This is a genomic window from Bacillus sp. FSL E2-8900 (genome assembly GCF_037966225.1).
GTDB lineage: Bacteria > Bacillota > Bacilli > Bacillales > Bacillaceae_G > Bacillus_A > Bacillus_A cereus.
Genome location: NZ_CP150193.1, coordinates 498,232 through 512,500, shown reverse-complemented (window position 1 = coordinate 512,500; position 14,269 = coordinate 498,232). Strand labels below are relative to the sequence as shown.

Sequence of the window (14,269 nt, the reverse complement as noted above, 5' to 3'; positions counted from 1 at the left end):
ACTCATTAAAAAGTTGATTTCTTAAAAAATCAACTTTTTAATTGTTTTATTAAATTTATTACACCTATTTTTTCGAAATAACAGCAAACATCCCTGTCATATTAGGCGAATAATCTTTAAAATCATATTTTTCGTAGAATGATGTTTTACCTTGCGACGCAAACAAACCAATGAATGCTTTATCTGGAGCATTCCCATTTAAGTATTCTACTAAAGTATTCATTATTTTCTTTCCAATACCATTCTTTTGATACTCTGGATGAACCACTATATCTTGAATATAGAAATAGATAGCCCCATCACCAACAATTCTCCCCATGCCGATGATTTGATTATTATCCTTGACTGTTATACAGTAAATCGAATTTTGAAGTGATATTTCCGCCACCTCAAAGTTCATATAGTTAGTCCATCCCACAGAATCACATAAATATTTATATTCTTCCAATGTTGGAATGTTATTTTTAATCTCATATTTCTTCAAAATGTCCCCTCCAAGAATTCATTTCCACCAATACAAAGTAAATTCGACAAACTTTTATCTAACCCTTCTTACTAACTTAGCACTGTAAATCCCGATTAACCTCACGCTAATCCTTATATAATAAAGAAAGAGGCTGACGTATAGCCGTCAGCCTCTTTCTTTATTATATATTACGCCTTATGACACTCTGGACAAACGCCATAAATTTCTAAGCGATGACTATTGATAACGAAGCCTGTCGTTTTCGCAGCTTCCTCTTCCAGCTTTTCCAAGCCTCCATAAGGAAAATCAACAATCTTACCACATTTTTCGCAAATCACATGATAATGTTGACTTGTAACATAATCAAATCTACTTGAAGCGTCTCCATAAGTTAATTCCTTTACAAGTCCAACCTCTTTAAACACACGTAAGTTATTATAGACAGTTGCAACACTCATATTTGGAAACTTACCTTCTAATGCTTTATAAATATCATCCGCTGTTGGGTGCGTCATTGATTCCACAAGGTACTCTAAAATAGCATGACGCTGTGGAGTAATGCGTACACCCGTATTTTTCAGCATTTCTAGCGCTTCTTTTAATTCTTCTTTGACCACCGTCATGCACCCCGATTCTATACGGATTATTATTTTATAATTCTTATAAAGAGTGTACTCCTTTTCTTATAAATCGTCAATATTTCTACTATAAGTATGTAGTTTATTTTTATATTCAGGACTTGTTTTTATGTATCTTTCCCTTTTTTCTTCATATATTCCATAGAAAAAAGTGCGACATAATCGCACTTGGAATACTATCATCTGAGGAGGTATGCCCTACACTTCCACTTTATGTAAGGCAGTAAAATATGTATAGACACTTGCCTTGTTTCTGCATATTTTATCTCCAATGTAGATTTATTTTATATAAGAAAGAACATCCTCAATATGTCCTTTCACTTTCACTTTACGCCACTCTTTTACAAGTTCACCGTCTTTATTAATAAGGAATGTAGAACGCTCGATTCCCATATACTCTTTCCCAAAGTTCTTTTTTAACTTCCAAACATCGTATAACTCTGCTACTTTATGATCTTCATCTACTAAAAGTGTAAATGGCAATTCATGTTTCTCAATGAATTTCAAATGTCTATTCGCTGAATCAGGACTTACTCCAAGAATAACCGTATCCTTCTCTTGAAATACTCCATACGCATCACGAAAATCACATGCTTCAGTTGTACACCCTGGCGTCATATCTTTCGGATAAAAATAGAGAACTACATTTTTACCGCGGAAATCAGCTAGGCGAACTTCTTCTCCGTTACTTCCCTCTAATGTGAATTCTGGTGCCATTTCTCCTACTGTAATCATAGTTATCACTCCTACTCTTTTCCTTTACTATAACAAATGCTTCCTTATTTTTCATTGTCTATTACAGACCTCATCACAAAAGCAAAAGGGAGTGTATATCCAATTAGCGCTTCTGCGATTGCAATCCATCGCCCAATTCCAATCGGAGATATGTCACCATATCCAACAGACAATAAAGTAACTGCGCTAAAATATAAACAAACTTCGACGAGTTGAAAAGAATGAGCGTTCAAACTTTCTCCGTCCTCTTTCAAAACTGCGAAACCCATTTCCTCTAATACAACGTAACTTAATCCAAATGCGATTAGTACTGTTGTATAGATTAAAAATAATGTGGCCAAATTATAGAGCGAAAAAAAACGCGTTGAATCCGAATAGGAACTCCATAATAATTGGACACTTTTCAAAATAGCGATTGCTGCAATTAATAGAATAAATCCCCATAACATGTCCTCCACCTCATTTTATATGTATGAGGTGGAGAACTGATTTATCCCTTAGAAACGAACAAGCTTCTATAATTAATTACCCGCGCCACGATACCTTTTTACCCCTTGGTTCCAGAGGGTGATTGCAATCGTAAAACAGATAACACCAACAATTGGCGTCGCAAATGCATAACTATTCCATTCTGTTTTTCTTAAAAAGTATGCCGCTGGATATACTCCAACAAACGCAAACGGTAAAACAAACGTTAAAATGAAACGAATTACACGATTATAAATATTAACAGGATAGCGCCCGTAATTACCTATGTTATACATAAGAGGCATAATTGAACTTTTCGCATCCGACCAAAAACCAAGGCTCGCCAGCGTAACAAATATACCTCCATATACAAGTGCTCCTCCTCCTACCATCAATATAAATAAGAAGAAATCATACCAGTAAAAAGATAATTGTAACTCCACAGCTGCATATCCCATTACAACAATCCCTGTAATAGCTCCAATTAAAGATTCAAGTTCCATTCTTTCTAATATAATTTGAAATAGGCTATGGATCGGCCGCGTTAATACACGATCCATCTCCCCTTTAATAATGTATCGATCATTAAAATCCCATATATTAAAGAAAGCTGAAAAGATGGCAAATGGTACTAAAAAGAAACCATAAATAAAGATTACTTCTTCTCGACTCCATCCCTTCAATGCTTGTGTATGCCCAAATACAACGAGAATAAATATTAAATTAACTGCTTGAAGCGATAAATCAGAAAGTAAACCAACGATAAAATCGCCTCGATACTCCAATTTTGTTTTTATATATTGACTTGCATATTGTAAAAATAAGTTTATATATAGCATCTCATCATCCCCCTTGTACAATTAGACGTTTTCTCGCCGTTCTCCACATGAGTACAATTGGAATAATAAGTACAATCGCCCAAATCACTTGAAATACTAAAGCCTCATACAACTTACTCCCCTTTATACCTTCAGAAAAAATCATACTTGGAATATAACTAATAGCCTGAAACGGTAAAAACATCATTGCTTTTTGGGCCCATAGCGGATAAAAACTAATTGGTAATAATAGACCTGAAAATAAATCAATAACAACGCGTTTTGCATACATAATCCCACTATTATTAAATAGGAAAAACGTAAGCATTCCCGTCATTAAATTAATTTGTGTATTAATAATAAAACTAAATATTAAAGATAAGAAGAAATATAACCACGTTTGAAAATTTGTTGTAATTTGCAACGAAAATAATAACGTAACGATAACCATGCCTGGAATGGAAAAGAAGGCAAAACGGAATATTCCCTCGCCAAGACCTTGCATAACTTTCATTCCCAAATAGTTATACGGACGAATTAATTCTACAGCCACACGTCCTTCTTGAATCTCCATCGCAATTTCCCTATCTATATTATTAAAATAGAAGGCACGTGCCATCCACGCGATTGCGATATACGTGGTCATTTGCGAAATAGATAAACTTTCAATATTCTCTTTTCCGCTATAAATTGCTTGCCATAAAAAATAGTAAGCACCGATATTAATCGTATAAATTAAAATCCCGCTATAGTAATTTGTACGATACGCAAGCATCATTAAAAAGCGAATTCGAATCATTTCAATATACTTACCCATGCGTAATACCTTCTTCATAAATGTTACGAATAATTTCCTCTGTAGACACTTCGTTAATTTTTAAATCTTTAATTTGAAAGGCTTGTACTACTTTAGAAATAAGCATTGAAATAATAACTTCTTCATTCGGAATTTTTGCAACCCATGCATTTTCCTCTTTTGCTTTCGACCAAACGACATGATTATCTGGCATAACCATTGATAAAGCCTGATAGGAAACTGGTGCAACAAACTGAAAGTGAATTTCCTTCTCCGCTCCCCACTGCGTACGAAGATTATTTAAAGAACCGTCATACATAATATTTCCTTCATCCAGCATGATAACGCGCTCACATAAAGCTTCAATATCAGTAATATCGTGTGTTGTTAATAAAATTGTTGTTTTATAACGTTCATTCATTTCTTTTAAAAATTCACGTATTTTCAATTTCACAAGTACATCTAACCCAATTGTTGGCTCATCTAAAAATAATAACGGTGGATTATGAATTAAGGCTGCCGCTAATTCACAACGCATCCTTTGACCAAGAGATAATTTTCGAACTGGTTTATCTAATAAGGGCCCTATATCTAACGTTTCAATTACGTGCTCCATATGCTCCTTATACTGAGCGTCTGATACACCATACACTTTCTTTAATAAACGAAACGATTCTTGTACTGCAATATCCCACCAAAGTTGCGAACGCTGTCCAAAAACAACACCAATTGTTCTTACAAATTCTTCTCTTTGTTTATGTGGGTTCATTCCATTTACTGTGATTTGCCCTGATGTCGGAGTTAAAATCCCCGTAAGCATTTTAATTGTTGTTGATTTACCAGCACCGTTCTCACCGATATAACCAACCATTTCACCTTGCTTCACAGTAAAAGATACATCATTTACTGCTGGTACTATTTTATAATTACGATTTAATAAATCGCGAAATGCACCCTTTAAGCCCGGACGACTTGAATAGGCTGTAAACTCTTTACGTAACCCTTGTACCTCAATTACCGATTTCATAATCGGACCCCCCTCCTAAATGTCACAACGAATAGTTTACCCAACTGCCTTCGCTATCACAAACAATACGTCTTTTCGAAAAACATGTTAGAATAATACATAGATTTTTGTAAGGAGATGAATTGTAGTGAATTTCACAAAGTCAGAAGCATTACATAAAGAAGCTTTAGAGCATATCGTTGGCGGTGTTAACAGTCCTTCTCGTTCTTTTAAAGCAGTTGGCGGCGGCGCTCCTGTTGCTATGGAACGTGGGAAAGGCGCTTATTTCTGGGATGTAGACGGAAATAAATATATCGATTATTTAGCAGCATACGGTCCTATTATTACTGGACATGCTCATCCGCATATAACAAAAGCAATTACAACAGCTGCTGAAAATGGGGTACTTTATGGAACACCAACAGCGCTAGAGGTAAAATTCGCAAAAATGTTAAAAGAAGCAATGCCTGCATTAGATAAAGTCCGTTTCGTAAACTCTGGTACAGAAGCAGTGATGACAACGATTCGTGTTGCTCGTGCTTATACAGGTCGCACAAAAATCATGAAATTTGCTGGTTGTTACCACGGTCATTCTGATTTAGTACTTGTGGCAGCTGGATCTGGCCCTTCTACTTTAGGAACTCCTGACTCAGCTGGCGTACCACAAAGTATCGCACAAGAAGTTATTACCGTTCCATTTAACAATGTAGAAACTTTAAAAGAAGCTTTAGATAAATGGGGTCATGAAGTAGCAGCTATCCTTGTAGAACCGATCGTTGGAAACTTCGGTATTGTAGAGCCTAAACCTGGATTCCTTGAAAAAGTGAATGAACTTGTTCACGAAGCTGGCGCACTAGTAATTTATGATGAAGTTATTACTGCTTTCCGCTTTATGTACGGCGGTGCTCAAGACTTACTTGGTGTTACACCTGACTTAACAGCGCTTGGTAAAGTTATTGGCGGCGGCTTACCAATCGGTGCTTACGGTGGTAAGAAAGAAATTATGGAACAAGTTGCTCCGCTTGGACCTGCATACCAAGCTGGTACAATGGCAGGAAACCCTGCTTCTATGGCATCAGGTATCGCTTGTCTAGAAGTACTTCAACAAGAAGGGCTTTATGAGAAATTAGATGAACTTGGTGCAATGCTTGAAAAAGGAATTTTAGAGCAAGCAGCGAAACATAATATCGACATTACATTAAATCGTCTAAAAGGGGCTTTAACTGTATACTTCACAACTAATACAATTGAAGATTACGATGCCGCACAAGATACAGACGGTGAAATGTTCGGTAAATTCTTCAAGCTTATGCTTCAAGAAGGAGTTAACTTAGCACCTTCTAAATACGAGGCATGGTTCTTAACTACAGAACATACAAAAGAAGATATTGAATATACAATCGAAGCTGTAGGCAGAGCATTTGCTGCCCTAGCAGACAATAAATAATCCCTTCATTAAAAGGAAAAAAGAAAGCTCACCTTTCTTTTTTCCTTTTTTCTATTTCATAAATCACGCATTAATAGTATAATTATTCATAATTATCTGTTTTATATTCTTTTACAGCATTACTATCTCTGTGTACAAGGTGATTTGCACCTTAAATAGTAAGATTATTCTAACTTTTACAAGAGGGGGGATTGACGGATGCTCAATAAAAAAAATACATGGACACCGTCTTTATTTCGAGATTATAGAAATGCAGAACATGATGCGTGTGGAATCGTTTCCGTTATGGAGAAACGAAAAATTGCTACAAAAGAAAACATTGACCTTTGCATACAATCACTCGTCAAAATGAATCATAGAGCTGGTTTCATTAATGGCGAGGGCGATGGCATCGGCATTCACATTGATATACCAAAAACGCTTTGGAATGAAAAACTAAAAAGTAGCGGATATAATCCAACGATTGTGGATCATCCCCACTTTATCGTTGGACATTTTTTTCTAAATAAAAAAGAAAACATTACTGCCTTAAAAGATTATATTCGTACGCAATTAAACAACAAAAACTTTGCAATCATTTTCGAAAGTGATGATGCAACACACTCAGATGCGCTCGGTCCACTTGGTAAACAAGAAGAACCTTTATTTTGGCAAGTTGCCCTTATCGCAGAAAACGAAATTACAAATATTGAGCAAACATTATTTTCTGTCACAATAAAAATAGAGGAAAACGAAGCAATTCATGTTGCTTCATTAAGTCATGATCATGTTGTATATAAAGTTCTAGGTGCTGGTGATACGCTTGTTGCCTACTATAATGATTTACAACATCCGCTTATCGCTTCAACTATGACATTAGGACATAACCGCTACTCTACTAATACATTATCTAATTTTTTTCGTGTACAACCATTTAGCATTCTCGGACATAATGGTGAAATTAACACAATTGCGAAATTACGCGATCAAGCTGAAATGATTGATGTACCACTTACTGCAGGAGGCAGTGACTCTCAAGATTTAAACCGCACCTTAGAAACCCTACTTGTTCAATACGGCTACAGCTTATTTGAAGCAATGGAAATTCTATTCCCACCAATTATTAATGAAATTAAACTTTATGAAACACCTTTACAAGATTTATATACGTATATACGTGAAGCATGGGGACATTTTGCACAAGGACCAGCTGGCATCATTTCCCGTTTTAAAGATGAAGCTGTTTTCAGCGTTGATTCCCTTGGATTACGCCCAGTATGGAAAGTAGAGACAGAGAGCTCTTATATTTTCTCTTCTGAACCTGGAGTTGTATCACCAACTAAATATGTAGCAGAACCAAAACCACTCGCTCCTGGAGAAAAAGTCGGATTAAAATGGAATGAACAAGATGAACTTGTTCTTTATGAATATGACAAATATCAAATCCAAGTATATAACCGTTTTAAAAAGCGAATTGATACTACCAATTACCATTTAAATTTATCTATCCCTGAAACGAAAAAAATCCAAGGGCTATGTGATTCTGTTCAAGTTGAAACGAAACAATACGTCGCTTTCGGATGGGACCGAGAACATATTCAACTTCTTGAACAGATGGCAACAAAAGGCGTTGAGCCAATACGCTCACTTGGGCATGACTCACCACTTGCCGCACTCGATACTGATAGACGAAATATCGCTGACTTTATTAAAGAAAGTGTAGCTGTTGTTACAAACCCTGCAATTGATCGTGACCGTGAAATTGAACACTTCTCTACACGTACTGTACTTGGAGAGCGTCCAAGTTTATTAAGCGGCGCAAAACGGCCATTTGTAGTTGAAATGCTTTCACCAATTATTTTAGAAGGCAGCGTGGCACAACCTATTGCAGAGGAATTACACACAATTACGTACGAACAACTCATAGAGCTATTTAAGACTCATAACTCTATCGCCACAATCTCTGCTACATTCAGCTCGTCAGAAACTCTGCAATGCGCATTAAGCCGCATTAGTTCTGAAGCGATAGCTGCTGTTAACAATGGCGCTTCCCTACTAGTATTAGATGACGCAAAAGCCCATCTAAATGAACGATTGTGGATTGATCCACATTTAGTTACTGCTAAAGTACATCAAGCATTAAGTGAAAATAAATTACGCCGCAATTGTTCTCTCGTTATACGTTCTGGTGCTCTTCGCTCCTTACATGACATTGTCACGCTATATGGATTAGGAGCAGATGGTATTAATCCATATTTATTATTCGCGACTGTAAATGATGGAACAAAAACACCAATTACGAATCTATATAATGCACTTAATAAAGGATTAGAAAAAGTCATTTCAACAATTGGAATTCATGAGTTACGTGGTTACGGACGTCTCTATTCATCTATTGGGTTACATGAAGAAATCGCAAATATATTACAGATTACAAATTTCTTCGGTTCAAATGATTTAGCCTTTTCACTTGAATCACTTGTTGAAGATGCAAAAATACGAGCAGAGGATTATAACAATCCTAAAATTAGAATGCGAAAATCATTTCATATATTCCCGCGAATTTGGAAAGCAATCGGCGATGTTGCAAAAGGAAATTCTTATGATGATTACCGTGACAAGTTAAGTGAACTAGAAGAGAATAATCCAATTGCAATCAGACACCTTGTTCAAACGAAACAAACAAAACATGTCGTTCCAACTGAAGAAGTATCTATCGGCATCAAAAATCATAATTTACCATTTATTATTAGTTCTATGTCATTTGGTTCTCAAAACGAAATTGCCTTTCGCGCATATGCAGAAGCAGCCGATCAGCTAAATATGATTAGCTTGAACGGTGAAGGCGGCGAAATTAAAGATATGATTGGAAAATATCCACATACACGTGGACAACAAGTGGCATCTGGGCGATTTGGAGTAAATGCCGAACTACTAAACTCATCAAACTTAATTGAAATCAAAATCGGTCAAGGCGCAAAGCCTGGGGAAGGTGGGCATTTACCTGGTTCAAAAGTGACAGCCAAAATCGCTGAAGCACGTAATGCGACAATCGGCTCAGATTTAATTTCACCTTCTAATAACCATGATATTTATTCAATTGAAGATTTAGCTCAAATGATTACAGAAATTAAAACAGCTAATCAACTTGCCAAAGTAGCCGTGAAAGTCCCTGTTGTTCCTAATATCGGAACAATTGCTGTCGGTATCGCCAAAGCTGGCGCTGATTTTATTAACATTAGCGGATTCGATGGCGGAACAGGCGCTGCACGTATTCACGCATTGCAGCATGTAGGTCTCCCTGTAGAAATTGGTGTTAAAGCCGCTCACAACGCTTTATTAGAAGCAAGCATGAGACATAAAGTAGAGATTTGGGCAGATGGTGGTATTCGAAGTGTAAATGATGCCTTGAAAATCATGCTCCTCGGAGCAAACCGTATTGGATTTGGCACACTATCAATGATTGCAATCGGCTGTACTACTTGCCGTGGGTGCCATCTAGATACTTGCCATGTTGGAATTGCGACACAAATCGAGTCTGAAGCACAAGCAAAAGAACATGGGTTACGCCGCTTCGTCCCACGCGAATTAGAAAGCGCAGTTGCTGGCCTGCTAAATTTATTCACCTCTTTCGGTGTAGAACTAAAACGATTAACAGGACAGCTTGGTTATACAAATTTACAAGCAATTGTTGGACGTTCTGATTTATTAGAGCAAGTTCGAGGCGAAAATTTATTAAACTTACGTAATTTACTACAAATAATAGAACATCCATCTGTTACAACAACAGAAGGCGTACCGGAAAAACAATTTAAGACAGTTCATTCCGCTGACTCAAAAGAATTGGTAGGCGTTGGTGTAGAGCAACGCGTTATGGGTGGTCTAGAATCATGTTATCGCGTTCGCAGTAAACTATATGAAGCTACTCAACTTGAACCACTTACATTAAAGTATACGAATGGTTCTATTCCCGGAAATGGGTTAGGTGCTTACAATAGTGAAAATTTATTTATACACGTAAATGGCGGCGCACAAGATGGCATTGGTAAAACTTCCTTTGGTGGTGGGATTTATATAACGAAATCAAAAGGAAAAGACGGAGTATATTATAACGGTTCTGTCGGAAAAGGATTTGGATATGGTGCACAAAAAGGGGCACTATACGTGCAAGGGAACGCTGATGCTCGCGCTGGCATTCGCCTTTCTGGGGCAGACATGATAATTGGAGGTAGAATAACAAAACCACTCCGTGAAAAAGAGCAAGGAAATATAGGTGCATACTCCAATATTAAAGGTTTTGCTTTTGAATATATGACAAATGGGCGAGCGCTTGTTTTAGGTGACCCTGGTCCATGGATTTGCGCTGGCATGACTGGCGGTGTTGTTTATTTGCGCCGTGATTCAAACTTAGGCTTAACAGAACAGGCCTTAAAAAGAAGAATCGCAAAAGGCGCAAATGTTACATTACAACCAATTAGTAAAAATGGTTTGAAAGATGTAACTGAATTATTGCTAGACTATATTCGTGTACTAAACGAGCACGAGCAATATGAGGAAGTTGCTTTGTTAACACCATTATTAGATGATATACAGAACAAGTTTTTTGAGATTATCCCGAAAAAAGAACAGGCAGATCCATCTATCTCAACAGAGTAAAATGAGTAATTTTCATTATTAAGAAAAAATTGACGAAGTACGCTTCTCATAGTAATCTATAGTAACAATTTGAGACCTGCTGAAATTCAGCAGGTTTTTTTACTAAAAACTGATGTTTAAAAGGAATTAGGAAAAATTATAAAGTGAAACTTTAATTAGCCTACACCAATCGGACGTTTACCGGCATCCAGCTTCTGAATTTTGAGGCGTGAATCTTACTACTCACAATTAGCGGGATAAAATGAACACTAATTTCTTTTAACGTCACTAAAATATCACTTGCTAACATATTGTAATGAATGTATAGTATCATGTTGTACATTCATTATGACAAGAGAAAGGATCTTATTAAGGGTATGAAACTTGGTGCTCGCATTTTAAAAACGGGTATTGCCATCACGTTAGCTTTATTTGCTTGTATTTTACTTCAATTACCGAGTCCGGTATTTGCGGGAATTTCAGCTATCTTTGCTGTCCAACCGTCTGTATACCGTTCTTATTTAACAGCACTTGAACAAATTCAAGCAAATGTAATTGGTGCGATATTTGCTATCGCATTTGCTACTGCTTTTGGACATAATCCTTTTATTATTGGATTAACATGTATATTAGTAATTGCTCTTACATTACAATTACGATTAGAAAACACAATATCAATTGCTTTAGTAACAGTTATCGCCATTATGGAGTATCAAGGCGAAGATTTCTTTAGTTTTGCCTTACTTCGATTTGCGACGATTATGATTGGTATTATTGCGGCTTCACTTGTAAATTTAGTATTTATGCCGCCAAAATATGAAACAAAACTTTATCATCGTATCGTTGATAATACAGAAGAAATTGTAAAATGGATTCGAATGAATAGCAGGCAGGCTTCTGATTTTACAACGCTAAAAACTGATATTGATCGTATGAAAGAAAAAATGATCAAACTAAACCATTACTATTTGCTGTATAAAGAAGAAAGAAGCTACACGAAAAAAGTAAAGTTCGCAAAAATTCGTAAGCTCGTTTTATTCAGACAAATGTTAGCGACAACAAGCCGTGCTTTAAGTACGTTAAAATCATTACACCGTACTGAAAATGAACTGCGCTATATGCCGGAAGAATTTCAGGAATCTATCCAAAACGAACTTGACTCATTAACACATTATCATGAACAAGTTTTATTAAAATTTATTGGTAAAGCAAAAAAACAACAATCAGTTGAAATGCTTGATGAAGTTGAAACAGGTAAACAAGAATTAATTGATATCTTTATGGAATATCAAAATAAAGACGATGAAGAAGCATATAAAACATGGTTACATCTCTTCCCTCTTATTTCTTCCATCATTAACTATAGTGAAGAAGTAGAGCATTTAGATTTGCTTGTAGATAGCTTCTACACATACCATAAACCAGAAAAAGAACTCCAAATCGATGATAAAAAAGAAGACGAATAAAAAACAGCTCCTTTTATGCTAAAGGAGCTGTTTCTGTTATATGTTGAAGTTGATATAAATTGTAATAAAATCCTCTTTTTCGCATTAACTCTTCATGAGAACCAGTCTCTTTAATCTCACCGTCTTCAATGTAAATAATCGTATCAACATGCGTAATCGTCGCTAATCGATGTGCAATTATAATCGTTGTCCGGTCAGCAGCTAACGTCTGAAGCGCCTCTTGAATATACCTTTCATTTTCTAAATCTAATGCTGAAGTTGCTTCATCTAATATAAGTACCGAAGGATTCTTTAGAAACACTCGTGCAATTGCCACGCGTTGTCTTTGCCCGCCCGATAGCTTCACACCACGTTCTCCAACGACAGTATTATAACCATCTGGTAAGTCTATAATAAAATCATGAATTTGCGCAGCTTTAGCAGCTGCAATCACCTCTTTCTCTGTAGCCTTCGGATTTCCATATAAAATATTAGCTCCAATTGTATCGCTAAACAATAAATTATCTTGCAGTACAATTCCAATATGACTACGCAAATTTCTCATATTATACTTTCTTACATCTATGCCATCTACATAAACCGTGCCTTCAGAAACATCATAGAAACGCGGGATCAAACTAGCAAGAGATGACTTTCCTCCCCCACTCGCTCCTACAAGCGCTACTTTCTCTCCAGGTTGCATAGTTAATGACAAGTTGTGTAATATCTCTTTTTCATCTGCATTATAACGAAAAGAAACATTGTCAAATACAATTTCTCCATTTAATTTTTTCGTTTGTACCGCATTTGGTACATTAACAATATCGTATTTTTCATCTAACAGTTCAAACACACGGTCCATCGATGCAAAAGATTGTGTTAATGTTGTAGATGAATTAACAAGGCGGCGAAGCGGACTATATAAACTATCCATATATCCAACAAAAGCTACCATCGTTCCTAGCGTTAACTGCCCTTGAATTACTTCATATGCTGCAAAACCAATCACAAGTAACGGACCTAAATCGGTTAACGTGTTTACTGCCGAAAATGTTCTTGCCGTCCAACTTGTATGGGTTAATGCTTTCGTTAAAAATTCATTATTTCTTTTTTCAAACTGCTTCCCCTCATACTCTTCTAACGCAAAGCTACGTGTCACTTGCATTCCTTGAATACGTTCATGCAAATACCCTTGCATCGTCGCTAACGCTTGTGAACGCTCTTTCGTCAATTTCCGAAGACGTCCGAAAAAATATTTCACTGCAATTACATAAATAGGTAAAATCAATAACGCAACAAATGTTAATTTTATATTCATAGAAAACATAACAATGATAGCAATAGCAATTGTTGCAGTATCTAACCAGACGTTCATCAAACCAGTAATTACAAAATCTTTCGTTTGTTCTACATCATGGATGACACGCGAAATAATCTCCCCTGTTTTTGTATTGGAGTAATAACGTAAACTTAACTTTTGTAAGTGACCGAAAATATGCTTCCGCAAATCATACAGTATTGTATTTGCGATACGTTGGGCGAAATATTGACGATAATATTCAATCGGTGGTCTTAATACCGCAAAAATAAAGAAAGCAATTCCAATCGCTGTTATTAATTGAGATGTTTTATCTTGAAGTGAGCCAGCGCCTTGAATTACATCATCGATAATATACTTTAATAACCACGGCATAATAAGTGGGATACCGAACTTAACTAGTCCAATAATAATTGTAATAGCAATAAGCCATCGATATGGTTTAACAAATTGTAAATATCTTTTTATGCCTTGCACATAATCCCCCCTCTAATAGGACAAACCTGCCGGGAAGCCCC

The 14,269-nt window shown here is 36.3% G+C and carries 11 protein-coding genes; 3 read left to right on the top strand and 8 right to left on the bottom strand.

The annotated features are described in order from the left end of the window. Window positions 1–64: 64 nt before the first annotated feature. The 7 genes from NST90_RS02625 to NST90_RS02595 all read right to left on the bottom strand — a co-directional run bounded on the left by NST90_RS02625 (window position 65) and on the right by NST90_RS02595 (window position 4,948). Entirely contained in the window at window positions 65–484 is a 420-nt protein-coding gene (locus NST90_RS02625; protein ID WP_000759736.1) for a GNAT family N-acetyltransferase, read from the bottom strand. Window positions 485–654: 170 nt separating this feature from the next. Continuing rightward, window positions 655–1,083 (bottom strand): peroxide-responsive transcriptional repressor PerR, encoded by a 429-nt coding sequence (gene perR, locus NST90_RS02620; protein WP_000237829.1) that lies wholly within the window; start codon window positions 1,081–1,083, stop codon window positions 655–657. A gap of 300 nt (window positions 1,084–1,383) precedes the next feature. Continuing rightward, window positions 1,384–1,839 (bottom strand): thioredoxin-dependent thiol peroxidase, encoded by a 456-nt coding sequence (gene bcp, locus NST90_RS02615; protein WP_000633710.1) that lies wholly within the window; start codon window positions 1,837–1,839, stop codon window positions 1,384–1,386. Window positions 1,840–1,883: 44 nt separating this feature from the next. Next, window positions 1,884–2,288 (bottom strand): potassium channel family protein, encoded by a 405-nt coding sequence (locus tag NST90_RS02610; RefSeq protein ID WP_000964343.1) that lies wholly within the window; start codon window positions 2,286–2,288, stop codon window positions 1,884–1,886. A 72-nt stretch (window positions 2,289–2,360) separates the two neighbouring features. Beyond that, on the bottom strand, window positions 2,361–3,146 hold the full coding sequence (locus NST90_RS02605; RefSeq protein WP_000965773.1) for an ABC-2 family transporter protein: 786 nt from the start codon (window positions 3,144–3,146) through the stop codon (window positions 2,361–2,363). A gap of 4 nt (window positions 3,147–3,150) precedes the next feature. After that, a complete protein-coding gene (locus NST90_RS02600) occupies window positions 3,151–3,942 on the bottom strand; it encodes an ABC-2 family transporter protein (RefSeq protein WP_000521514.1) in 792 nt (263 codons plus the stop codon). Continuing rightward, complete coding sequence (locus tag NST90_RS02595; protein WP_000843655.1) at window positions 3,935–4,948, bottom strand: ATP-binding cassette domain-containing protein; 1,014 nt, start codon at window positions 4,946–4,948, stop codon at window positions 3,935–3,937. Before NST90_RS02595 ends, NST90_RS02600 begins: the two co-directional genes overlap by 8 nt. A 127-nt stretch (window positions 4,949–5,075) precedes the next feature. Between NST90_RS02595 and hemL the strand changes: the two genes are divergently transcribed. The 3 genes from hemL to NST90_RS02580 all read left to right on the top strand — a co-directional run bounded on the left by hemL (window position 5,076) and on the right by NST90_RS02580 (window position 12,454). Continuing rightward, window positions 5,076–6,374 (top strand): glutamate-1-semialdehyde-2,1-aminomutase, encoded by a 1,299-nt coding sequence (hemL, locus tag NST90_RS02590; RefSeq protein ID WP_001011863.1) that lies wholly within the window; start codon window positions 5,076–5,078, stop codon window positions 6,372–6,374. A gap of 198 nt (window positions 6,375–6,572) precedes the next feature. Then, window positions 6,573–11,009, top strand: coding sequence for a glutamate synthase-related protein (locus NST90_RS02585; protein WP_046392333.1), 4,437 nt, complete (start codon window positions 6,573–6,575; stop codon window positions 11,007–11,009). Window positions 11,010–11,365: 356 nt separating this feature from the next. Further along, window positions 11,366–12,454, top strand: coding sequence for an aromatic acid exporter family protein (locus NST90_RS02580; protein WP_000765787.1), 1,089 nt, complete (start codon window positions 11,366–11,368; stop codon window positions 12,452–12,454). A gap of 13 nt (window positions 12,455–12,467) precedes the next feature. Here NST90_RS02580 and NST90_RS02575 read toward each other — a convergent pair whose 3' ends face one another. Beyond that, on the bottom strand, window positions 12,468–14,228 hold the full coding sequence (locus tag NST90_RS02575; protein ID WP_001161598.1) for an ABC transporter ATP-binding protein: 1,761 nt from the start codon (window positions 14,226–14,228) through the stop codon (window positions 12,468–12,470). Window positions 14,229–14,269: the final 41 nt, after the last annotated feature.